The organism is Flavobacterium sp. 140616W15, assembly GCF_003668995.1.
Classification (GTDB): Bacteria; Bacteroidota; Bacteroidia; order Flavobacteriales; family Flavobacteriaceae; genus Flavobacterium.
In genome coordinates this window covers 3,972,529-3,999,364 of the sequence record NZ_CP033068.1, presented here as the reverse complement: position 1 = coordinate 3,999,364, position 26,836 = coordinate 3,972,529, and the positions used below count along the sequence as shown (strand labels likewise).

General features: G+C 34.0%; 8 protein-coding genes. All 8 read left to right on the top strand.

The window, feature by feature from the left end; all coding sequences use genetic code 11:
- Position 1 precedes the first annotated feature (1 nt).
- The 8 genes from EAG11_RS17430 (at position 2) to EAG11_RS17395 (ending at position 26,829) form a co-directional block, all read left to right on the top strand.
- On the top strand, positions 2-3,949 hold the full coding sequence (locus EAG11_RS17430) for a PorP/SprF family type IX secretion system membrane protein (protein ID WP_129540285.1): 3,948 nt from the start codon (positions 2-4) through the stop codon (positions 3,947-3,949).
- A 152-nt stretch (positions 3,950-4,101) separates the two neighbouring features.
- Positions 4,102-20,013, top strand: a complete 15,912-nt coding sequence (locus tag EAG11_RS17425) for a T9SS type B sorting domain-containing protein (protein ID WP_164998727.1) — start codon at positions 4,102-4,104, stop codon at positions 20,011-20,013.
- A 41-nt stretch (positions 20,014-20,054) separates the two neighbouring features.
- On the top strand, positions 20,055-21,029 hold the full coding sequence (locus EAG11_RS17420) for a type IX secretion system membrane protein PorP/SprF (RefSeq protein ID WP_129540283.1): 975 nt from the start codon (positions 20,055-20,057) through the stop codon (positions 21,027-21,029).
- Between the two features lie 166 nt (positions 21,030-21,195).
- Positions 21,196-22,383 carry a phosphoglycerate kinase gene (pgk, locus tag EAG11_RS17415; protein ID WP_129540282.1) on the top strand — a complete coding sequence of 396 codons (1,188 nt, stop codon included), beginning with the start codon at positions 21,196-21,198 and terminating at the stop codon, positions 22,381-22,383.
- A gap of 107 nt (positions 22,384-22,490) precedes the next feature.
- Positions 22,491-24,332, top strand: a complete 1,842-nt coding sequence (locus tag EAG11_RS17410; protein ID WP_129540281.1) for a LysM peptidoglycan-binding domain-containing protein — start codon at positions 22,491-22,493, stop codon at positions 24,330-24,332.
- Positions 24,333-24,387: 55 nt separating this feature from the next.
- On the top strand, positions 24,388-25,365 hold the full coding sequence (locus tag EAG11_RS17405; protein ID WP_129540280.1) for a DUF4837 family protein: 978 nt from the start codon (positions 24,388-24,390) through the stop codon (positions 25,363-25,365).
- 36 nt (positions 25,366-25,401) lie between these two features.
- Positions 25,402-25,848, top strand: a complete 447-nt coding sequence (locus EAG11_RS17400) for a GNAT family N-acetyltransferase (protein WP_129540279.1) — start codon at positions 25,402-25,404, stop codon at positions 25,846-25,848.
- Between the two features lie 54 nt (positions 25,849-25,902).
- Positions 25,903-26,829, top strand: a complete 927-nt coding sequence (locus EAG11_RS17395) for a S9 family peptidase (protein ID WP_129540278.1) — start codon at positions 25,903-25,905, stop codon at positions 26,827-26,829.
- Positions 26,830-26,836: the final 7 nt, after the last annotated feature.

Here is a 26,836-nt window from a genome sequence, read left to right as displayed (position 1 = left end):
TATGAAGAAAATTTTACTATTCATTACTTTTCTTTACGGCTCAACACAAGTACTCTATTCTCAAGACAATGTCAAAGGGGATGGAGTTGTTCCATTTTCTATACCTATCAGAAATTCATTAAAATTTAATAGATATATAATTAACCCTGCTTTCAGTTTTGTTAGAGAACAAAACACTTATGCGAGTTTTTATAACAAGCGTCAATGGGTACAATTTGATAATGCTCCGCAAACTTATTTATTTAGTTATTCAGGAAGATTTAGTGAAAATCAAGGAATAGGAGTTGGTTTGTTCCAGCAAAATTATGGTCTTATGACCACTTTCGGAATTGTAGGAAACTTTGCTCACAATGTAATGCTTCAAGAAGATAGCAACTTGACTTTTGGAGCCAATGTTGGGTTTTATAAAAGTGGACTTGATCAAGGAAAGATTATTTCAAATGATTCGAATCTTAACATTGATAATATCCCTTCTAATTCAATGCTTACGATAAATCCAGGGGTTAACTACGGAAATGCCTTTTTGGACGTAGGATTGTCTGTAAACAACCTATTGCTGTATAATTTTGCCACTTCCGAAATGGTGAAAGATAATCCAGAACAAGCTGTTGAGGCACATCTTATGTATACGGGGTATATTGATGCTTTTGGTTTTTTTGACAGAAGTAAATTTTCGGGGCTTGTAAAATCAGAATTTAAGAAAGACAAAACTGTAATTTCTGGATTGGCTATGATCTCTATTCCAAAAGGATTTTGGGCGCAAGCAGGTTACAATACATTATACGGAATGTCAGCAGGATTTGGTGTTAATGTAACACCAAAAATTGCTATTGAATATAATTACGAAAAAGGAACGGGTAACTTTTCCAATTTTGGAGCTTCTCATGAATTTGTTATTGCTTATAAATTTAAAAGTAAAAGTTATTATTATGGCGATAATGAAGAGGACGAGGGAGCGCTTATTACACCTACTGAGGTTAAAAAAGTTACACCAGCTAAGGTTACAAGTCCAGCAGTAAAAACTGATGGAGCCGAAAAAGCTAAACTTGCTGCAGAAGAAAAAGCAAAAGTTGATGCTGCTGCAATTCAGGCAAGGTTAGAGGCTCAAGCCAAACTTAAAGCAGATGCTGAAGAGAAAATAAAATTAGCTGCTGATGCAAAAGCGAAAGCAGATGCTACTGTAATGCAAGCAAGATTAGATGCTCAAGCTAAAGTTAAAGCTGACGCTGAAGCAAGAACTAAATTGGCCGCTGATAATAGAGCCAAAGCTAATGCTGAAGCACAAGCACGATTAGAAGTAGTTCAATCAAGAGCGGCTGAAGCTAAAGCCAAAGCTGAAGCAGTTAGAGCTAAACTTGCTGCAGATACTAAGGCTAGAGCAGATGCAGTTGCACAAGCTAAATTAAAAGCAAATGAATCTAAAGCCAATGCTGATACTAATAGAGAAAAATTAGCAGCCGATGCTAAAGCGAAAGCTGATGCAGCCGCACAAGCTAGATTAGAAGCAGGAAAGTCTAAAGCAGATGCAGAAGCGCTTAAAGCAAAAGAGCTTTCATCGGATGGAAAAACTAAAGTTGATGCCACAGCGCAACAAGCAAAATTAGCAGCCGATGCCAAAGCGAAAGCTGACGCCGATGTACTTAAAGCTAAGTTAGCAGCGGATGCCAAAGCGAAAGCCGATGCCGCAGAAGCACTTAAAATTAAGCTTGCTGCAGATTCAAAAGCAAAAGCAGATGCAGATGCGCTTCAAGCTAAGTTAGCAGCCGATGCTAAAGCGAAAGCCGATGCCGCAGAAGCACTTAAAATTAAGCTTGCTGCAGATTCAAAAGCAAAAGCAGATGCTGATGCACTTCAAGCTAAGTTAGTAGCCGATGCCAAAGCGAAAGCCGATGCCGCAGAAGCACTTAAAATTAAGCTTGCCGCAGATTCAAAAGCAAAGGCAGATGCTGATGCGCTTCAAGCCAAGTTAGTAGCCGATGCCAAAGCGAAAGCCGATGCCGCAGAAGCACTTAAAATTAAGCTTGCTGCAGATGCTAAAGTTAAAGCAGATGCAGATGCACTTCAAGTTAAGTTAGCAGCCGATGCCAAAGCGAAAGCTGACGCAGATGCACTTCAAGCTAAGTTAGCTGCTGATGCTAAAGCGAAAGCTGACGCAGCTGTACTTCAAGCTAAGTTAGCCGCAGATGCTAAAGTTAAAGCAGATGCAGATGCACTTCAAGCAAAGTTAGCCGCTGATGCAAAAGCAAAAGCCGATGCAGTTGAAGCAATGAAAGCAAAATTAGAAGCAGATGCAAAAGTTAAAGTAGATGCAACTGCTTTACAAGCTAAACTAGATGCAGATGCCAAAGCCAAAGCTGATGCCGCGGAAGCACTTAAAATAAAATTAATAGCAGATGCGAAAGCTAAAGCTGACGCTGATGCACTTCAAGCAAAATTAGTTGCTGATGCTAAAGCAAAAGCTGATGCCGATGCAATTCAGGCAAAATTAGATGCGGATGCTAAAATAAAAGCAGAGACGAAAGCTAAAGCTGAAGCCGCAGAATTGAAAGCAATAATTGAAGCCGATGCAAAAGCGAAGGCAGAATCAGATGCTTTACAAGCAAAATTGGCTGCTGAGGCAAAACTTAAAGCAAAAGCTGATGCACTTGCGTTACAAGCAAAATTAGCGGTTGATGCCAAAGCTAAAGTTGCCGCGGCTGCATTATTGGCTAAAGAAACTGCAGATGCAAAAGCTAAAGCAGATGCAGAAGCTAAAGCTAAATTAGCGGCAGACGCCAAAGCCAAAGCAGATGCTGATGCACTTGCGGCCGAAGCCAAAGTAAAAGCCAAAGCAGATGCAGATGCAAAACTAGCCGCTGATGCCAAAGCGAAAGCTGATGCGATAGCTTTACAAGTTAAGTTAGCTGCCGATGCTAAAGCGAAAGCCGATGCCGATGCAAAAGCAAAATTAGAAGCTGATTCAAAAGCAAAAGCTGATGCCGATGCGCTTCAGGCTAAACTTGCTCAAGATGCAGCACTAAAAGAGAAACAAGCTGCAGATGCACTTGTAGCAGCTAATGCCGCTGCTAACGCAGCCAAAGATGAAACTGCTAAATCAATTGATAATTTAACAACTATGTTTGATAGTTCAAATAAAATACAAACAGACTTGTTAAATCAATTGACTGCAACAGTTGCTAAAAAACAAAAAGATCTTAATGATATTAGAGAAGAAAATGATTTAAGTGAAAAAGGAATATATAAAGAGCCGAAACCATTTAAAAGCGTAGCGTCTGAAAATAGCGAGCTAGAAGCATTAAAAATGCAAATAGCACAAGTTAATAGAGAACAAAAAGATGCGCTTGCTAGGCTTACAAGTTTGTACAATGAGAGACTTAAAAAAGTGCCAAATAAAAATGATGCGCTTAACAAAAGTTACTTAGCCAAAATTGAGGCTTTAAAAGCCGAACAATTAAAAGCCGAAAGAGATAACGCTGATTTAATAGCAAGTTTAGAAAATATTAAACTCGAAACAGAAATAGAGAGAAAACGTAGAATTAAGCGTGCAGCTTTTGAGAATGACCAAGGGCGTTACCAACAAGATGTTGCTACTTTAAAACGTATAAAAGAAACAACAAAACTAAGTAGTACTGCATTAACGGCAAATGATTTTGATTTTGGAGACGAGCAGTCGAACATGCAAATTATCAAGAACGTTAAAAATGCTGAAAGTGGTTATTACTTAATTATAGCAGTTCACAGCAGTACAGATAAAAGAAATCAATTTTTGACCAAAGCAGTTTCAGCAGGTCAATCGAATATTAATTTCTTTTATAATGTGAGTTCTAGTAAATATTATATCTATTACGATAAGTATGATGATTTGCAAGAAGCAAGTAAAGCTTTAGAAACAAAAGGTAGTAAGCCATACAACGGAAAAATGTCTATTGTGAAAATCGAAAACGAATAAAAATTATTGTATAAAATTATAAGAATAAGCAGGTAAAGAGGCTTCTGTTTTTAGAAGATTATGTCCCTGAATAAATATTTTAGAGTGCCCTTTGCAATGTTTTTCTGATGCCCCATTAGAAAAATGTTGCAAGTTATTAAATGAAAAATACCATGAAAAAACCTACTATTTTAAAGATTGCCTTATTTGCTTTGATATTTCTTCAAAGTATAATTTCTTATTCTCAAAATCTGGTATCATATTCCCCGAAATATGATAATGAGGTAAAAGCGGATATGTTTATGATGGGAGGATTTCCTTTAAGTCAAAAATTTTTAGCATTAAGTAATAGTACTGTGAATGCTAAAAGCGCCGTAGCACCTCTTACCAATCCAGTAATTAAATATGCAAAAGCACCTTATTTAGGAACAGTTTCAATATGTCCTAATGATGGAAATGAACTACCGAAATTATTTTTGTGTGGTAAGACTGAGACTCGAGAGATTGTGACAGGATTAGTAAATCCAAAATCTATTATCTGGGAAAGATTTAAACCTGGAGGAGCTTGTCCAGTTATGGCAAATGGGGATTGTGCCAATGAAAAGTCTTCACCTTCTTGCTGGGAACAAGTAGCAAATACAATAGACTATGTAGCAGATACTGCAGGACAATTTAGAATAAGAATTGTCGATAATGGAGGAACTCCATATATATTTTATTTCAATGTATATCAAAACTCACTAGACGCTAGTGCAGTTGCTAAAAATAATATTGTTAAGTACGGAACATCTTGTCAGAGCGATGGCAAAATTACGGTTAAAGGTTTTGGTAATGGTTATGAATATAGTTTAACTAAAGATACTTCTCCTGTTGACTGGCAGGATAGTAATGTTCTTAAAGTTACAAAGGATGGAACTTACAATGTATTTATTAGATTAAAAGGAATTGCAGGTTCTTGTGATTTTAAAGTTCCAAACATTGTTATTGCTACAGAAAATTTTATAGTAAAAAACGTAATTAATTCTCCTAAATGTAATGGTGAAACTGGAAATATAAAGGTAATCACTAACGATGTTGGTTTGAAATATCTTTATAGACTTTTAAAAGGCACAAAAGTAGTAGGTACATATGGACCAACTGCAGATCCAGAATATACTTTTTCAGATCTTAGTTCAGGAACTTATACAGTTGAAACTTCAGTAGAGGGTTTGACATGTATGAAGGATGTAAAAACGGCTATTATTGATAATGCTCCAGGACTTTTAACGGCCACTTTAAACGTTACAAAACCAACAACTTGTAGTACGGGTACAATCAAGGTGACGCCAAAAGGAGGAGCTAATCCTTATATATATTCAGTAAGTATTAATGACGGTCCTTTCGTATCAAATCCAAATAACTCTATTATAATTGTTAATGGAGGTAAATATACTGTCCGTATTGTAGATGTAAACGGTTGTTCGATTGATAAAACAGAACAAGTTAGTTCAGTAACAAAACCAGAATATGCGATTAAGTCTGTTGATGGTGATTGTAATGGAGGGAAAGGTAGTATAACCATAAATGTTACTAATTCTAACAGTTATACCGTAGAGTATAGTTTTAACGGAAATAATTATTCTACTGTTAACACTCTCACAAATCTAGATTCAGGTAATTATGATGTAATAGTTAGATATAGAAAGTCAGGAGTAAATAATAATAATTACTGCTATGATCCTAAGGAAATCATAACAATTGGGGCTTCAACTGCCTTATCTGCATCAGCAGGTGTGGCTAAATTATCTGGATGTGGACTTCCTGGAAAAGAAATTCAAGGATTGGTTAGAATTACAAATCCTGTAGGTGGAATTGCTCCATATAAGTATAGTTTTAAAGGAGGGGCAGCTGGCACTTTTATAAATGAGAATGAACTTTATGTAAATCCAGGAAAATACTCTTTAGTTATTATGGATTCTAAAGGCTGTACTTTTAAAATGCCAGAAATAACTTTAGGAGAAAAACCAACTGATCCAACTATTGATAAGGTAGAATCAGTTTTTAATTGTGATGGATCTGCTACAAGTACAGTAACTGTAAAAGGAGGAAGTCCTGGGGTTAACTATAGTTACATATATTCTATTGATGGGAAACTTAATACCCCACCTGAAAGTAATGTTTTCTTAAATGTTGATAAAGGACGTCATACCATTACTGTAGAGTATAAAGTATTGACTGTTCCAAGTTACAGTAACTTGTTAAATGAGGATTTTGGAAGTGGTGAGTCGACGACTTCGCCTGGTATAAATACATTTTATTACTGTTTCGAAAGACAATTAGTAGGTCAAAATGCTACATATTGTAATGGAGACTGGCATATGAATGATGGGGATTACGCAGTAACAAGCGCATTAAATCCAGATCACGTAAACTGGTCTTGGAAGCTTCCAAAAGATCACACTAGTAACGGAGTAGATCCAAAGGGTAGGTTTCTGGTTGTAAATATTGGAAATACAATACCAGTAACTACAATTCTATACGAAAAACGTATTAATGATATTATTCCGAATCAACCAATTATGTTCGATTTTTATGCAATGAACTTAATGAAGATTGGTGCAGGAAAAGCTGACCCTGACTTAAGAATTGCCTTAGTAGATGATAATGGTGATGAAATATCTTGGTTTGCTACAGGTAAAATTGACAGAACAGCTTCAAATACCGAATGGGTTCATTACCCTAAATCTGTAATTACACTAGATCCTGGTAATAATAAGTCTTTACGATTTATTGTTCGTTCTAATGTTAGGGATACAAACGGTAATGATGTTGTTATTGATGACATCAAAGTTTTTCAAGTTCCTGAAGTCTGTGGATCAATTATAGATTATGAGGTTGTAATTGATGGAAGTAAAGCATTTTCTGCAGATGTAACACCAGCTAATTCTGTAACATGTTTTGGTTCCAAGGATGGTGGATTTACTATTACTGCTCAAAATTTTAACCCTACACGTGGATTCGATTATTCATTGACAGGAGAAAATGGTCCTTGGATAAATTCAAAAGTTGGTACTGTAACTCGCAATGATCTCGGCGCCGCAGTTTATGATATATGGGTTAGATATGATGAAACTGCTAATAGTTGTAGACGTCCTTTTACAAGAGAAGTAAAAGCACCAGAAGTCTTGACTGTAAGAGCCGAAGTACTTAAAAATGCAACTTGTAAACAAAAAGCTATAATTCGTGCTTCAGCAGAAGGAGGAACTCCAGCGTATCAATTTGAACTTTGGAACGCTGATGCAACAACTAAGTTAAGACCTAAGCAAACCGATACAGATTTTATAGATGTAGATTTAGGTACTTATACAATCAAAGCATACGATAAGAATTCTTGTTCGAACAAAGTTAATGCAGTAGTAACAGTAACAAGCCCACCAGCTATTGATGCTACTATTGCAACAGGTTCAAATATTTGTTATACACCTGCTAATAAAGGAAGTTTTGTAGTAAATGTTACTGGCGGAGTAGGTCCTTTTAATTATAGTTTAAATGGTCAAGCATCTATATCAGACCCAGCAAGAAGTTATTCATTTAAAGATCTTGAGCCAGGATCTTATACTGTAACTGTAACTGATATTAATGATTGTGATGTTACTACACAAGCAGTGGTTATTGAACCTGAATTAACTGTTTTGGCTAAAGTAACTAAAACATTAAGCTGTGCAATTCCCCCAGCTTCATCAAAGGCAACAATAACAGGCGAAATAAATGGAGGAAAAGGTCCGTATAGTGTAACAGTATTTTCTGGTCCTGATGCGGGATCAATTACTGTAACAGGAAATGTATTTACTTTTACAAGTGGTGTGGCAGGACTATATACATTTGAGATTACAGATTCAAAATCATGTAAAACAAAAATTCAAGTAACAATCGACGCGATTTCTAATCCAATTGCTTGGGCAGAACCTCATGATCCATTATGTAATGGAGCATCTACTGGTTCAGTAGTTTTATCTGGAACTCAAGGATCTGGTGGATATAAATATAATTTTAATGGTGGAGGATTTTCTTCAACTGCATTATATAAAAACTTAAAAGCGGGTATTCCTTATAAATATCAAGTACAAGATAATAATGGATGTATATCTGCTGAAAAAACATTTACATTAACAGAGCCTATTTTGGTTGAAGGGTCTATTAGTGCAACTGTAATCGGGTGTAATGGAACGAATACTGTTCCAGCGGTTGTAACTGTAGTAGGTAGCAAAGGATCAGGAGCACCTTATACGTATAGTTTTGTTAACAACACAAGTTATAGTAATGTTAATACGTATTCAACATCAGTAGCAGGTACAGTTAAGGCCTATGTAAAAGATAAGAATGGTTGTGAAATAGGACCTTTAAGTGTTGTTATTGCTCCTCAAGCATTACTAACTGGAATTGATATTGTTTCTGATAGCGGTTTGAGTTGTCCAGCCAATACAGCCGATGTGGTAATTAAAGCCGTAGGAGGAGTTGGTCCTTATGAATATAAAATAATCTTACCTACTGTTTCTGCAGGTAATAGTGATGGTAAATTTTTAGGATTAACACCAGGACCATATACTTTTCAAGCTGTAGATAAATACGGATGTAATTTTTCTATAGACTATACTGTATTATCAAGTCCAGCTATTAAAGTTACAGGTACTGTTACCTCTCCAATAAAATGTTTTGGAGATAAAGGAGAAATACAATATGTTGTTTCTGGAACAACAAGATTTTCATATAATGTAGTAAACAGTGCTAATGTTTCGGTAGCAAACAATACTGATACTACTGTTTTAACAATAAATTTAAATAATCTTCCAACTAGTACTTATACAATTACTGTAACTGATAAGGTTACTAAATGTACAGCTACATATTCACTTGATTTAACACAACCTGTTGCAGCAATAGTTGTAGGCGCTACGGCTTCTAAAATTAACTGTAAGAAAGGAAAGTCAGATATTACTGTGAGTGTAACAGGAGGAACGCTTAATTATAGTTATGCTGTAGCAAAAAACACTGACCCAGTTCCAACTGTTTTTGGTCCTTCTGAGGTTTTAACTGTTGACACAAATTTAGGAGTTGATAAAAACTGGATAGTCTATGTAAAAGATGCAAATGGATGCCCAGGTAATTTTTCAATTGTGATAGATAGTGAAGAATTACCTACTGTTTCGGCGGTTGTAAACAATCAATGTATTGCAACTGGTATAGGAAATGTTTTTACTATTACAGCTACTGGTACAGGATTGGGGCCTTTAAAATATAGTATTGATGGTGTAAGTTTTCAAACAAATAAAATATTTAATGTTCCTGCTGGAACTTATACAGTAACGGTTGAGGATAAGAATGGCTGTAGAGCTAGTGCACCAGCAGCAATTATAGTGAGTCCTGAATTAAAACCTTTGGCTTTAGTAAGTAAAGAGTTAGATTGCTCTATTAACCCTAATGCAAAAATAACCGTTAATATTATTGGAGGTAAAGGACCATTTCAATATACAGTTACTAAGGGTGCAGGGATACCTAGCGCACCAGTTACAATTACTAATGGACCAATTATATTGCCAGTAACAGCTGCCAACGCAGCCAATTATAGTTTTACAATTACAGATGCAAATAATTGTGAGAAGACGGTTATTGCAGATGTAAAATCAATATCAAATCCAACCGTGAGTGTTAAGACATTTAAACACCCATCATGTTTCGGTAAAAGCGATGGTTCTGTAGAACTACAAGCAACTGGGGGTTCTGGTGGAGGATACTTATATAAATTTAATGGAAGTGTATTCACTTCAACAACTTTTTATCCTAATTTACCTGCAGGAGAATATACATACGAAATAATTGATGGAAAAGGTTGTCCTTCTAATGGTACAATTACTTTAACAGCACCAACAGCACTTGAAGTTACAGTTGATGAAGTTAAATTTACTTGTAGTACAGTCAACAATAAAGTTGCTGGTACTGTGACCATAAATGTTACTACAGGTACAGGAACTGGTCCATATGAATATAGTTTTAATAATGGTGCTTATACTGATAAAAATGTATTGACATTAGATGACACAGGTTTTGATCAGCCTTATACTTATGTAGTTAGGGATGCTAAAGGATGTAATGTTCCTGGAAATGGAATTTTATTAAAATTAAATCCTCCAACAATTAAAGATATTCAAGGAACACCTATTACTTGTCTTGTAGATAAAAGTACAGTTACTATAACAAAAAATTTAAATACAGGAGTTGGAAACTTATCTTATGAAATTACTGCTCCAGCAAGTGAAATAGGTAATGTTACTGGAGCTACTTCTGGAGAATTTACAGGATTAGGTGTTGGTACTTATTCATTTAAAGTAACAGATGAAAATGGATGTTTTGCAACAGGAACTTATAAAGTTGATAATGTTGTGAAAATTACAGTATCTGGAGAAAAAATTAATGATGTTATATGCTTTAATGACAATAATGGTTCAATAAAGTTTACAGTAGGAAACTATACAACTACATATTCTCATGAGTTAAAAGATTCTTTAGGGAATCTTGTTACTACTGCTGGTGAGACAATTAGTAATGGTGGTAAAACAATTACTTATACAGGATTAAGTAACGATTTATATACTTTTAATGTTACAGATGACAAAACAGGTTGTTTAGCTTCATCTACTTTAAAAGTTGTTCGACCTCTAGCTTTAGACCTTACTGCTGTAGGATCAAAAGTGTTTTGTAATTCTTATAATTCTAATATTACTGTAACTCCATCAGGGGGTACGCCAAATTATACGTATGCAGCTGTTGTAGAAAACGGAACTGAACCTACAATTTATGGAGCTAATCCAATAAAAGTTAATACTGTAAATGGGACTATTTTAAGATGGGATGTTTATGTAAAAGATGGTAATAACTGTATTAGTAAGAAAACAATTGAAATTGATAAAGAGGATGCTCCTACTGTAACAGCTACTGTTGTACAATGTGTGGCTGGAGCAACATTGTTTGAAGTGACAGCGTCAGGAAGTGGGGTAGCACCTTTATTATACAGTGTTGATGGTACTAATTTTCAAACAAATCCAAAATTTAATTTAGTAGCAGGAACATATACAATAACAGTTAAGGATGCTAATAAATGTATAGGTATATCAAGCCCTATAATTGTTAATCCTGCGCTTACAGCAGAAGCTATTTTAACTAAAGATCTAACTTGTTCTACACCTACTGCCGCAACTATAACAGTAAAGGTAGCTGGAGGAAAAGGACCCTATAGTTATACGGTAAAAATTGGTACAGGTGGTTACGGAACTACTTTTACAGATATTACTGGAAATGAATTTACGTATTCTGCTACCACAACAACTGGAGACTCGTATCAGTTTCTGATTAAAGATTCAAATACACCTACTGGTTGTACTATTGAAACAGGAGTAATTATTACAAATCAAGTAGTCATGCCTACCGCAGTAACAAGTTTTGAAAACCCAACTTGTAATGGTTATAATGATGGTTCAATAAAATTAGGTGCAACAGGTGGCTTGGGAGCTTATGAATATAGTATTGATAATGGTGCTAATTTTTATAATACCAATACTTTTGGAAATCTTGTAGCAAATACTTATTACTATGTTATTAGAGATAAAAAAGGATGTGAGGTTAGTGGAGAGATTACATTAAATAATCCAGCTCCAATAGTACCAGTAATTAAAATTAATGACATAAGCTGTAATGCAGATGATGTTCCTGGTAGTCTTGAAATTATATCTATTGCAGGGGGTGTTGCGCCGTTTGTTTATACACTATATAATAGTTCAAATACAGTACTAGATAAAACTGCACCAACAAATACAAGAAGTTATCATTTTCCAGTAGATTTAAAATTTGGTGATTATTATGTGGGTATTGTTGATTCAAAAGGGTGTGAGTATTTAAGTGGTAAAAAAAGAATATCAACAATTCCATATTTAAAATTTTTGCCACCATCTATTATTGGAGGTGATTGTATAACTAAGGCAACTGTAGATTTATTTTTGGATCCCGCTTTCTCTAGTGCCCCAGATTATATTTACTCAATATATGGAGATCCTACAAGTGTTTCTCTAAAAACTTCTGCTACAACTTATAGTTTTACAGGTTTGAACTTTGGACAAACTTATGTTTTCATGGTTGTAGACAATAATGGTTGTTCTTCTATGGTTGAAGTTGCTATTCCTGCTATATCTCTTATAGCGTTTACGGATGTTAAAACGACTAATGTAACTTGTCTTACAACACCAATAACAACAAATGGTAGAATTGATTTTACTGTATCAAATTATTCTAGCGGTGTAGGACAACTACTTCTAGAGGTATTAGATCAATTAACTAATTTACCAATTGCTGCAAAAACTGTTGCCGTAAGTAATCCATTAGTTGAAAATTTTCAAAATTTAGCAGCAGGTTCATATATCTTAAGGGTTACAGAAGTTGATGGTACAAAATGTTCAAACTCAATGCCATTTGAAATTTCTCAACCAACAAATGTAGTTACATCTGCAGTGACGGGTAGAGTAAATGCAAATTGTGATAATCCTGCTCAGGTTACTTTAACGACTACTGGTGGAACAGGTCCTTATACGTATGCTGTAGCAGTTGCTCCTAAAACACCTACTGATTTCAATACAGGTAATAACGTATTAGAATTGAGTCCAGGTATTGGAAAAACGGATTTAAATTGGAATATTATTGTTAAAGATAGTAGAGGGTGTACTTTTGCTCTTAGCACTATAATTACTTTAGATCCAAGCCCTGAAATTCGTTTAGATGCTACAAATTGTGCTAACGAAGGTGCTTTTGAAATTACAGTTAATGAGGTAATCGCTGGAATGGGATCTTATAAATTAAGTGTTGATGGAGGTGCCTTTTTCCCTATTATTAGTTTACCATATACTGTAAAGGGATTGAATTCAGGTAAACATGATATTATTTTAGAAGATGCAAATGGTTGTAAAGACACAAAATCTATTATTTTATATAAGAAACTAACTGTAAATCCTGAAATTAAAAAGGAGATAGATTGTACTACAACTCCAAGTGCCGTAATTACATTAAATGTATTGGACGGAAAAGGTCCTTTCAGATATGAATTGAGTATAAATAATGATCCATTCAGTACTTTCTCTGCTCCTTTTGCAGGGCCAAGTATTGATGTTATTGCTTCAATTCCTGGGACATACGAATTTAGAGTTACTGATGATAATTCATGTACTAATTTAGGAAGTATCGTAGTTGAAGACAAAGTTACGCCAGATTTTACTTCTACTTCAACAGATGAAACTTGTATTACTTCAGATGATGGTACCATTACCGTTACACCTTCAGCAGGTGTTGGACCATTTACGTATAGTATTAATGGAGGTGGTTTTCAAACAAGTAATGAATTTAAAAATTTGGTTGCAGGAACTTATGACATTATGATCAAAGACTCAAAAGAATGTCTTTCGTCAGTAAAAAAAGAAACAATTGATGAGCCGTTAGAATTAACCGCTTTGTCTACAATTACTGCTTCATTAAATTGTACAACTGCAAATGCACCAACTAAAGCTGTAATTACTATAACAGCATCTGGAGGTACAAAACCATATTATTACAGTTTCAATGGAGGTACTAGTTATTCTGAAGAGAATAAATTTGAGTCTTATGCAGGAATCAAATTTGATGTTTTGGTTAAGGATGCCAATGGATGTAAATTTACATTAGTTGATGGTGTAGATATTGCTGAATTAACTCCACCAACGGCTCTAAGTTTTAAAACGACTGCTTTAGTGACTTGTGCACAAAAAGCAACAGTTGAAATTATTGGTCATACAGGTGGTACGGGACCAAATTTTGAATATGAAACACTTGCACCATCACCAGTAATAGTACCAAAGCAAACAAGTACAACATTTCCAAATTTAACACCAGGAGATTATATTTTCCAGATAACAGACGAAAAAGGATGTACATATCAGGAATCGTATAAAGTTGAAAATGTTGTTAATATTACTGTTATTGGTAAAACAGAAAGTAATGTTGCATGTAATGAAGCGCCAGCAGTTAATAACGGATCTGTTTCATTTACAGTAGCTAATTTTAAAGGGGCATACGGTTATAATATTTCACCAGCTGTTCCATTAGCAAATATTTCGGTTACTAAGAATGCAGGAAATGATGTTATAAAAGTAATACAACTCGGTAAAGGCACATATACAATAAGTATTGTTGATGGTGTTACTAATTGTGGAGCAACGGCTTCGGCTGAAGTTAAGGAGCCATTAGTGCCATTGGCTATTACAATAAAAAGCAATATCAATGGTAATTGTACAAGAGGTAGTATAGTTACAGTAGAAGCAACAGGAGGAACAGGAATTTATGAGTATGCTTTTGTATCAACTGGTGGTACAGTAGTATATAAAAGTGATGCTATTGCTATTTTGGATTATACTAAAACTTGGATTGCTTACGTTAAAGATGCAAACGGTTGTACAGCACAAATACCAGTACCAGTAGCTCAAGATCCATTACCAACTATTAATCCGATTACAGGAATTTGTTATACAGGAGCACCAATAAGCGTGACCCTTACAGGAACAGTTGCGCCTGGATCAGGAACTCCAGAATTTAATATTGGAAACGGATGGACACCTAATCCTGTTTTTGAATTAAATGCCCCTGCAAAATACATTTTCTCGATTAGAGATGGTTATGGTTGTATTGCGGCAACAACATATGAATATGAGTTAAAACAGGAACTATTGTTAGAGGCAAATTTACTACAGGATTTAACTTGTGGTGATATTGCTAAAATTGATTTAATAGTAACTCAAGGAACTGGAACATATAGTCCAATAGAGTTTTCTATGGATAATCAGCCGTATGCAGTAGCAACAATTCCTTTTACTACGAATACTCCGGGTACTTATACATTTAGAGTTAAAGATGATGCTACTTGTGAGGTTGTTTCGGTGCCGGTAATCGTTACGCCGTTAACAAGTCCAACTTTTACTTATACTAAGAAGGATATCTCTTGTTTTGGAATTTCAAATGGTAGTTTCGTTATAACTCCAGCTGCTGGCGTTGGTCCTTATCAGGTAAGTATTGATGGAGGTGTATTGTATGATATAAAAGGTAAATATGAATTTACATCTTTAGCTAAAGGGAAATATGTAGTATTTATAAAGGATAGTAAAAATTGTACATATTCTGAAGAAATAAATATAGTTGAGCCAAGTCAATTAGTTGTAACTCCAGTTGTAACACCATTTGGATGTAGTGCTACAAATGCTCCCGTTGATGCAGTAGTAACACTTAATGCAACATTTGGTACAACACCATATAGCTACAGCTTTGATAATGGAGTTAGTTTTTCTGATATAAAAAATAGTATTTCAGTTAGTTCATCAAAAACAATTAAATATGTTGTGATAGACAAAAATGGTTGTAGAATTCCGGGTGAAGTACTTGTACCAGTTTATAATCCACCAACAGATATGAATATTGAATATACTCCTATCTATTGTAATACGCTTAGCGGAAAGTCGACAGTTACAGTTACTAGTGTTACAGGTCCACCAGTTGGAACTGCATATACATATGAAATCATTAGTCCAGTTGGTGTTGCACCATCTAATAATACTGGTGTTTTCCTTGATTTATTACCTAATACATATCAAATAAAAGTTACAGATGATGCTTCTAAATGTTACAAGATTAGCTCTGTTGAGGTTAAAAAAGCCTCAGAGATAAGTGTAGTTGAGCAATCACTTACTGATGTATTATGTAATGGTGACAGTACAGGTTCAGTATCATTTACTATAAGTAATTATATTACAGCAACAAAGTATAGTTATACATTGGTTCCAAATCCATTAGGGTTAGTACCAATACCTGTAGGAGATCTTGTTACTTATACAGGTTTATCGAAAGGAAGATATACTTTCACTGTAACTGATGATATTTCAGGTTGTAATGATAAAATAGTTGATTTCTTGATAGATGAACCAATTAACCCTCTTAGCTTTACTAGTACAGCTTCAAAGATTAATTGTAATAAGGATACAGCTTTAATAACTGTTACAGCTACAGGAGGAACGTCTGATTATAAATATGCAGTGGTGCCAGTAGGAACATTAGCACCTACAGTATTCTTCGATAATAAGGTACTTGAAGTAGATACTAATAACGGTACAGTTATGTCTTGGCAAGTATATGTTGTAGATAAGAATGGATGTCCTGTTGATGGACTACAAGAAATTGAGCTTGATCTTAAACCTGCAAACATAACTGTTAATGCATTCAGTCATTGTGCTGATGAAGTAACAAAGAAATATACATTTGTGGTTACTGCTACTGGGGTTAATCCTTTGACTTACAGTATTGGTGGAGGTTTTAATTCTGATGGTATATTTGTGGTTGATAACCCAGGAAAGTATGATGTAATTGTTAAAGACGGTAATGGTTGTGAAACTATAGCAACAGCTTTGGTTGATATTTTACCTGCATTAAATTTAGAATATAAAATAGTTAAAGAACCAAGTTGTGACGAAGGTGATGGAGAAATTTTTGTCAAAGGATTAGGAGGATCTTCAAATTATACTTATGTTTTAGATAATAACGGATTCCTTTTTTCTGGAGCGATGCATACATTTAAAAATGTTTCTTCTGGTGATCATACTATTAAAGTTACTGATGATGTTACTGGATGTTCATATGTAGTTAGTTTCAAAATTCTTAGAGCAACTCCAGTTGATTTTAATGTAGATTCTTCGAAAAAGGTTTCTTGTTTTGGAGCAAGTGATGGAAAAATTATTGTATTACTAAAAGGGATTAACGATAATCCAGTATATAAATATAAGTTGGATGGTACTACCAAAGGAAGTACAGTTATTGGAGATGTAAATCTTCCAGCCCAAGATAAAAACTTCTTTGAAAACCTTAAACCTGGTGATTATACTATAACTGTAATTTCAGGAAGAGGTTGTAAAAAGGCTGAATTTGTTAGAATTGCTGAGCCTGATATAATTGTTGTTTCTAAGCCAGTTATTGAAGATTACGGATGTACTTTATTGAACATAGCTGATCATGCTTCTGTAACAATCAATACTGTTACTGGTGGTTCAGGTAAGTATACGTATCAATTCTTTAGAGATGGTGCAGAGGTTCAAAATGGTCCTTTAAATGTTTATATTGAAACAGACTTTTTAGGAGGAAACTATGTTGTTAAAGTTTTTGATGAAAATGGATGTTCAGGAACTTCTATTGATGATGATGTTAGACCGTTTATTAGTTTAGACAAAATTATTATTGATAAAATAGCTATTACATGTGTTAAAAACGAGGATATAAAAGTTACTGTTAAAACTACTGGTGGTGTACCAGCAAATTTAGTGTACACTATCACAGGAACAGGAACAACTGTTTTTTATGAGGATAATAATGATGGAAATTTTACAAACTTGCCAGTTGGAAGCTATTTGATTTCTGTTAAAAATATTGATACAGGTTGTGTTATAGAAGATAGTTACTTCGTTAATCATCCTAACACATTTGATCTAGTATCAAGCAATGTAACAAATGTAAAATGTTTTGGAAGTGCAGATGGAAGTGTTGATTTAACGTTAGTTGATAATATAGATCCAAATGATGCAGGTGAATTTAAGTATGATATTATAGATGTTGAAACTGGATCTATTGTGAAATCAGGAGATAGTAGAGTTGATGGAACAGTTACAATTTCAGGTTTATTAGCAGGAACTTATAAAGTGATAGCTAAACTAAAAGGGCCATCTGAATGTGATGTTGAAACCAATTTTACAATATCTCAACCAGCTTCTAAGTTAGAAATTAATCCAATTTCTTATTTGATTACTTGTAATCCAGGTAATGATGGTAAGATTTTTGTAACTGCGTCTGGTGGGTGGCCAGGTGAATATGAGTATGCTTTAGCAGGACCTGTTAACCATGCGTTTTCTGATAAGTTTGAATTTACAGGCTTAACAGAAGGAACTTATATTGTTAGTGTTAGAGACAGTAAAGGATGTATTGTAGATAAAACAATTAAACTTGATGAACCAAAACCAATAAATGTTACAGCATTAGCAGATGCAAATGTGTTAACTTGTTTTGGAGATACTAATGGTATTATTAGAGTTACCGCTGTTACAGGTGGTGAAGGAAGTAATTACTCTTATATATTGAATAACCTTTCTGTTGTTCCAACTGTTTCTACAGATGCACAAACTGACCCTGTTTTCATGGGATTAAGCGCCGGAAAATATTCTGTAACGATTGTTGATGGAATTAATTGTTCTGCTACAACAGCCGAAATTGAAATTACACAAGCAACAGAAGTTGTGCCAGAATTAGTTCTAGAAAGCAGAGTAACATGTTTGACTCAAGCCACACTTACATTAAGCGCAACAGGAGGAACGGGACCATATGAATATAGTACCGATAAAACTTTTGCAACTATAGATGGTGTGTTTATAAATTCATCAACGTTCCCGGTAGCAATAGGAAATCACCAATATTATGTAAGAGATGTAAATCAATGTGTAAGTTATATTTCTAACAATGTTACTGTAAACCCAATAACACCATTATCCCTAATTTTAGATTTAGATAATGCTCTTGTTTATTGTAAAGGTGAAGCATCTGCTGCTATTGATGCTACAGCGGTAGGAGGTTTAGGAAATTATATCTACACTTTATTAAATGGTGCAGGTGTAGAAGTAAGACCAGCTCAAACAGATGGATATTTTGATAATTTACCAGCAGGTAGTTATATTGTTAGAGTAAACAGTGAAGATTGTGACTATGACACTCCTGCGGTAATTACTATTAATGAACCAAATACTAAGTTAACTGTTAGTTATCAAAAAACGGATGTTAGTTGTAATGGTGGTAATGATGGTAAAATCGTAATTACTGCTAGTGGAGGTACTGGAGTTATTAAGTATGCTATTTCACCTAATTTAGGTCAGTTTGATGATAAATTTGAATTTGATCGTTTAGAGGCTGGTACTTATACAATAATAGTTCAGGATGAGGCAGGATGTTTAGGAGACGGACCATTAACTATTACGATAGATCAACCAAATATTTTAGGTGCCAAAGTTATAGGTCCTATTATACAACAAATATGTGAAGGAGTCGCAGATGGTGCTTTTAGTATTGAAATTTTTGGAGGTACCCCACCATATAGCGTAAGCCTAGATAAAGAAAATGGAGTTTATGAACCAGTTTCTGGAACACAACATGACTTTAATAACATTGTTGGAGGTAAACATAAGGTGTATATAAAAGATGCCAGCTGTTTAACTTATCTTGAGGTTATTATGGATAATGCTGTTAAGTTAGATCCTGTGGTAGTGATTAATACGGATTGTGTTAGCAACGTAGCTGCAAATTTTGTTACTATTACAGTTCACGAAAGTAATACAAGACTTACGGATGTAGATTACTCACTTGATGGAGCAGATTTCCAACCAAGTAATGTTTTCCCAAATGTAGCTCCTGGGAAACACGTTGTAATAGCAAGACACTTAAATGGATGTACAGAACCTACAGCAGAATTTACTATAGAAGATGTTCAACCATTAACATTAACATTAGCAGATGGCGGATTAAATGAAATTGTTGCAACAGCTACTGGTGGTGGTGGAGAATACCAATACACATTAGACGGAGAGCCTTATGGATCAGTTAATAAATTCATTATTTACAAATCAGGAACCTATACCGTTACTGTAACAGATAAAAATGGATGTACAGCTACAGCAACAAGATATTTTGAATACATCGATGTTTGTATTCCAAATCACTTTACTCCAAATGGAGATGGCATAAACGATACTTGGGCACCAGGATGTACAGTGAATTACAAAGATTTAACATTCGATATCTTTGATAGATACGGACGTGTAATCTGCAAGTACAGATTGGGGCAAAAATGGGATGGAAGATACAACGGTAACGAATTACCATCTGGTGATTACTGGTACGTATTGAAACTCAATGACAAAAAAGATGACAGAGAGTTTGTTGGACATTTCACTCTTTACAGATAACAAATAGCAAAGTAATTATGTTATCTAAAATTAAAAATACAATGAAAAAAATTATCATATCATTTCTACTTATGGCTGTAACATCAGGTTACAGCCAGGAGTTAAATTTGCCAGTTTTTACGCAGTACCTAGCCGATAACCCATTTGTAGTCTCTTCAACATTTGCAGGTATTGGTGATAACTTAAGAATACGTGCCAATGGTTTAACACAATGGGTAGGTATTAAGGATGCGCCAGACAATCAATCGCTTTATGCTGATTTCAGAATTTTGGATCGTTCAGGAGTGGGAATCTCACTTTATAACGATAAGAATGGTTATACAAGACAAACAGGAGCCAAAATATCATTTGCGCACCACTTAATTCTTGATTATTATTCAAAACAATACCTATCATTTGGTATTTCGTATAACATCAATAATTTTAAAATTAATATAAACGAGTTCAATCCAACGTACGAGAATCCACTACCGGATCCGAGTATTACCGATAATCGATTCGTTTCTAATAATAATTTTGATGTAGGAGTGTTGTACCGTAATAAGGCATTTTATTTAAGTTTTAATGCAAGTAATATTCTAAACAAGGAAATAGATAGATTTGACGGAATAGAGCCTAATTTGCTTCGAAATTATCAAATATATTCAGGTTATGTTTTTAGAGGAGCCGAAAATAATCGTATCGAGTTTGAACCATCGGTTTATTACCAATTATTTGCTGGAGATAAACGTTCAAGTACCGATTTCAACTTTAAATTCAGACAATACAACCGTTACGAAGATTATTATTGGTTAGGAGTTTCTTATCGATTCTTGAACGATCAGTTTTTTCAGCCATTAATGGTTGGTCCAATGGCAGGTTTCAAGAAATCAGATTTTTATTTTGGATATTCATACCAAGCTTCGCTTAACCGTATTGGAGCCTATAATTCAGGAACACATGTCGTAACCATAGGATTTGATTTCCTTCAAGCAATTAGTAATTGCCCATGTACCCAAAATCCAGTTCACGATTGATAATTAATTTCGCTATTTTTTGAGATTTGTGTTTTATTTAAAATAATTATCGAATTACAACGTTTTCGTTTATAGAAAGCGTTGTTTTTTATTTTTATCAAATTTATTACTAAGTTAAAAGTTCTATATTTGTTATTCTTTCAAAAAAAACTAAAAACTTACCTTAATGAAAACTTTAAAAGATTTTGATTTTAAGAATAAAAAAGCAATAATTCGTGTTGATTTTAACGTGCCATTAGACGAAAATTTTAATGTTACAGATGCAACTCGTATAGAAGCAGCAAAGCCTACAATAGATGCGATATTAGCACAAGGCGGAAGCGTGATTTTAATGTCACACTTAGGAAGACCAAAAGGAGTTGAAGAAAAATACTCTTTAAAACATATTTTAAAAACAGCTTCAGACATCTTAGGTGTTCCTGTACAGTTTGCTACAAATTGTGTTGGAGATGTTGCCAAAGATGCTGCTGCTAATTTAAAACCAGGCGAAGTATTATTACTAGAAAATTTACGTTTTCATGACGAAGAAGAAGCAGGAGATGTTGCTTTTGCAAAAGAACTAGCATCACTAGGTGATATCTATGTAAATGACGCTTTTGGAACAGCACATAGAGCACATGCTTCGACAACAATAATTGCCCAATTTTTTCCAAACGAAAAATGTTTTGGAACATTATTGGCAAAAGAAATAGAAAGCTTAAATAAAGTACTTAAAAATAGTGAAAAACCTGTTACAGCAGTTCTAGGTGGATCTAAAGTTTCTTCGAAAATTACTGTTATCGAAAATATTTTAGACAAAGTTGACCATATGATTATTGGGGGAGGAATGACATTTACCTTTATTAAAGCACAAGGTGGTAAAGTAGGAAATTCTATTTGTGAAGATGACAAATTAGAATTGGCACTTGAAATTTTGAGATTGGCTAAAGAAAAAGGCGTTCAAATTCATATTCCAGTTGATGTTATTGCTGCAGATGATTTCTCAAATACAGCAAATACACAAGTAGTAGATGTATATGCAATACCTGATGGATGGCAAGGTCTTGATGCAGGTCCTAAATCATTGGCAAACTTTGAAAAAGTAATCATGGATTCAAAAACGATCTTATGGAATGGACCATTAGGAGTTTTTGAAATGGAATCTTTTGCTAAAGGAACAATTGCTTTAGGTGATTATATCGCAGCATCAACAGCAAATGGAGCTTTCTCATTAGTAGGAGGAGGAGATTCAGTTGCAGCTGTAAAACAATTTGGTTTCGAAGAAAAAATGAGTTACGTATCTACCGGAGGTGGAGCAATGTTAGAAATGCTAGAAGGTAAAGTTTTACCTGGAATAGCAGCTATTTTAGACTAACTATCTCATTTTTAACACTTTTTAAAGAGTATTTTAGATTGTTGTTATTAAGTTTGCAAATAATGGCATTATAATTGTTTGAAATATAGCCAGTAGAAATATACATTATGATTGTAAAAAATACCACATTATCAGTACTCCTGTTATCCACAATGGGCTTGTTTGCACAAGAAGTTGCACAAACAAATACCCTTGTAAAACCGGAAATCAAAATTTCGTATTTAGATTCAGTTAAGAAATCATTCGTAAAAGATGAATATGCAAGTCGCGTAGATAGTCTTTGGATGAAAGAATTAGTGAGTTTAGACATTTATGAAGATTTATCAAAAGATATCCAAACTTTAAATACAGATGCAAAGGTAGATTATGAATTGCCAACAGAGTTGCTAAAACAACGATTGGCGGCAATGAATGAGAAATCGCCCTTTAATATTCAGTATAATCAAGGGTTGGAAAATATTATAAAGTCATTCTTAAAAAATCGTAAAAAATCATTTTCTCGATTAATGGCTTTATCAGAATATTATTTTCCGATGTTCGAAGAGGCATTTGCTAAACAAAACGTCCCTTTAGAAATAAAATATTTAGCCGTTGTAGAATCTGCTTTAAACCCTAAAGCAGTTTCTAAAATGGGAGCTACAGGACTTTGGCAGTTTATGTATCATACAGGTAAACAGTACAATCTAAAAATAGATTCGTTTATCGATGAGCGTAGTGATCCTTTAAAAGCATCAGCTGCTGCAGCGGATTATATGTCGAAGATGTTTACTATTTTTGGCGATTGGGAGCTAGTTTTGGCATCCTATAATTCAGGTCCAGGAAATGTATCAAAAGCGATTCGTCGTTCAGGAGGGAAGAAAACGTATTGGGACATTCGCAGTCACTTACCAAAAGAAACACAAGGATATGTTCCCGCTTTTTTAGCAACAATGTACCTTTATGAATACCACAATGAACACGGAATAAATCCAGATAGAGCTGTTGTACAACATTTTGAAACAGATACTATACGGATTAAAGAGAAGATGACATTCAAACAAATCTCAAGTTTGTTAGATGTTCCCGAAGCACAATTGCAATTTCTAAATCCTTCGTATAAACTTAATGTAGTTCCGTTTTATCAAGATGAAGACCATTTCTTGAGGTTACCAAAAGAAAAAGCTTCAGTATTTGCTTCAAATGAAGATAAGATTTACGCTTACCTTAATTATGAATCAAATCCAAAAATAAATCAAGTTCAAACATCAATTGCTTCTGCAAAAGTTGCTTCGCCTAGAGCAACGCAAACAGTTATCTCAAAAACACAACTTTATAAAGTTCGTTCAGGAGATAATTTAGGTGCAATTGCAAGTAAATACAATGTTTCAGTTATTCAGTTGAAGAAATGGAATAATCTAAAGAGTAATTCAATTGCTTTAGGTAGAAATTTAAAAATTATTTCGGAAACTAAAATTATCAAGAAAGACATTAACGAAGTAAAATTAGCACCTGCTGTTGATAAAAAACGTACAGAAGAAGCTATTGCTAGTGTTGAAGATAAAAATTCAAAAGACGCACAATCATCACTTTATGTGGTGCAAGCAGGAGATAACTTGAGTAGTATTGCAAGAAAACTGAATGTTTCGGTAGCAGACTTAAAAGACTGGAATGGATTGACAGCCGAGAATATGGATATAGTAACTCCAATGAAAAAGTTAGTTATTCATTCAAAAGCAGAAGAATCAGAGGATGCTCCAGAAATTTTAGTTGCATCAAACAACATCGATACATTTAAGAAAAAATCTGCAACTGCAAAAAATAGTGGAGTTGATTATTATGTTAAAAAAGGAGATTCGTTATATAGCATCGCCAAAAAATATCCAGGAGTAACTATTTCGGATATTAAAAAATGGAATGATATAGAAAACGGAGACATTAAACCCGGAATGAAACTCAAAATAAACGGATAATCAAAAATTGTATATAAATTTGGGTTTTATTTCAGAACTTAACTAAAAATTAAAAATGAATAAAACCCATTTTTTATTGCTTATAATTCCATTTTTGTTATTCTCATGTCTAAAAAAGAATGAGAGGATACATCAGCACAAGAATAGCAGTAAGATAAACACAATCTCGGTTATTATAGATGATCAGTTGTGGTATGGAGAAGTAGGAGATAGCATCCGAAATAAATTTGCTTCACCAGTTGTTGGGCTCATCCAAGAAGAGCCTTTGTTTACCATAAATCAATATCCAGCCAAATTACTTGAAGGTTTTATGACCGATGGGCGAAATATTATTGTGGTAAAAAAATCAAATGTCAATAAATTCGAAATTACAAAAAATGTATACACATCACCTCAGAATGTGTTTCGAATATCTGGAAAATCAGTTTCAGATATTATAAATGCATTTGAAATACACACCCCACAGATAATTCGAATTATTAGGGAAACAGAAATTGCTCAGTGCCAAAAAATCAACAGTAAATCATTGTTGAATCCTGACATTCTTAATAATAAGTTTCATATCAAGTTAGATGTTCCAACTGCATATCAATACGTATTGCATAAACGTAATTTTATTTGGCTAAAAAAAGAAATGGCAAGTGGTAGTACTAGTTTACTCATTTATCAAGTTCCGATAAATAATATCACCAATAGCTCAAATATTGTAGGCAATATAGTAAGGATGCGAGATTCGGTAGGAAGATATATTAAAGGCAGAGAACCCAATACCCGAATGATAACAGAAGAAGCATATGCACCTTATTTTTCTAAAATCATTCTTGATGGAAAAACAGCTTATGAAACCAGAGGGACTTGGGATTTAAGGAATGACTTTATGACTGGCCCATTCATCAATTACGCAATTATTGATAAAGCCTATAATCGAATATTAGTTCTTGAGGGATTTTGTTATTCTCCTTCGCATGAAGAACGAGATTCAATGTTAGAACTTGAAGCAATTATTAAATCGGTTAAAATTAACAACCGATAATATTCTTTATTATAAAACTACATTATACTATTATAGATGAAACCAAATTGGAAAATAAAGCCTTTTGAGGCATTAACTGTTCATGAATTATATGATACTCTAAAATTAAGAAGTGAAGTCTTTGTAGTGGAGCAAAACTGTGTTTATTTGGATATTGATGGCAAAGACAAACTCGCTTTGCACCTAATGGGCGAGTATGAAGGTAAAATTGTGGCACACGCACGCCTCTTTGATGCTGGAATTAGTTTTGATAACGCTTCTATAGGAAGAGTAGTTGTAAGCCCGGATTATCGTGATAAAAAATGGGGACATGATTTAATGACAGAAGCAATTGCAGGGATTAAAACTCATTTTGGTAAAACCGATATCACTATTGGAGCGCAATTATATTTGAAAAAATTCTATGAAAGCCATGGTTTTATACAAACCAGCGAAATGTATCTGGAAGACGATATTCCGCATATAGAAATGGTGAGAAAGTAGTTTTTAAAAGAGTAGTTTTGTGATTGTTTCTATAACCAATCTCTTAAGTCAATTATGAATAAAATTACTCTTTTAGCTTTATTGCTTTTTTTTAATTTCGGTTCTTCACAAATATCAAAAACGAATTTTATCTTAGAGATTCGTAAAGTCACAGATTACCCTTTTAATCCTGTTATTTCTGACAAGATAAATGACAAGATAGTTTTCAAAAAAGAATATCAATTTCTTGATTCTTTAAATTTTCATAGCATCAACTACACGTCTTTTGATAATCTTAAACTTAGAGGGTTTTTAATAGAGCCCAAAAAGAAAGGAGTGTATCCTGTTTTAATATATAATCGTGGTGGTAATGGTAATTTTGGCGCAGTAAAATCAGGATTTTTAACAGAGTTTCTTAGCAAAATTGCTAATGAAGGTTATATTGTTATTGGTTCTCAGCTCCGTGGTACATCAGTAAGTGAGGGAGAAGATGAATTTGGAGGTAAAGATGTTAATGATGTTTTAAACCTTTTTGATATTATAGATCAATTGCCTAATGCTGACAAAAAGAGAATTGGAGTTTTTGGCTGGAGTCGTGGTGTGATGACCAATTTCTTGATGCTAAAGAAAACCAATCGCATAAAAACCAATATTGCAATTGCGGGACAAGCTGATTTATACCAAACAAAGCGACCTGAGATGTTTGGTGTTTACAGAGAAAGAATTCCCGGTTATGCCAAGGATTCTGTTACAGCCCTAAAATCACGTTCTAGTTTGCTGGCCATCGATTCAATTCAGAATAAAAACGTTTCGCATTTTATTATTCAAGGTAATAAAGATGTGAAAGTTGATGTTAATAATGCTTTTGCTTTTTATTCTAAATTAGATTCAAAAGGATATACTACACGTTTACTAGTTTATGAAAATGAAGGACACGATTTAGAAGTTGTAAATGATAATTTATTAGATCAAATAGCAGATTGGTTAAAAAGATATTTGTAACCTGAGT

Coding starts and splice junctions, on each gene's coding strand:
- EAG11_RS17405 (WP_129540280.1), top strand. CDS start 24,388: ATGAATAAAACCCATTTTTTATTGCTTATAATTCCATTTTTGTTATTC.
- EAG11_RS17400 (WP_129540279.1), top strand. CDS start 25,402: ATGAAACCAAATTGGAAAATAAAGCCTTTTGAGGCATTAACTGTTCAT.
- pgk (WP_129540282.1), top strand. CDS start 21,196: ATGAAAACTTTAAAAGATTTTGATTTTAAGAATAAAAAAGCAATAATT.
- EAG11_RS17395 (WP_129540278.1), top strand. CDS start 25,903: ATGAATAAAATTACTCTTTTAGCTTTATTGCTTTTTTTTAATTTCGGT.
- EAG11_RS17425 (WP_164998727.1), top strand. CDS start 4,102: ATGAAAAAACCTACTATTTTAAAGATTGCCTTATTTGCTTTGATATTT.
- EAG11_RS17420 (WP_129540283.1), top strand. CDS start 20,055: ATGAAAAAAATTATCATATCATTTCTACTTATGGCTGTAACATCAGGT.
- EAG11_RS17410 (WP_129540281.1), top strand. CDS start 22,491: ATGATTGTAAAAAATACCACATTATCAGTACTCCTGTTATCCACAATG.
- EAG11_RS17430 (WP_129540285.1), top strand. CDS start 2: ATGAAGAAAATTTTACTATTCATTACTTTTCTTTACGGCTCAACACAA.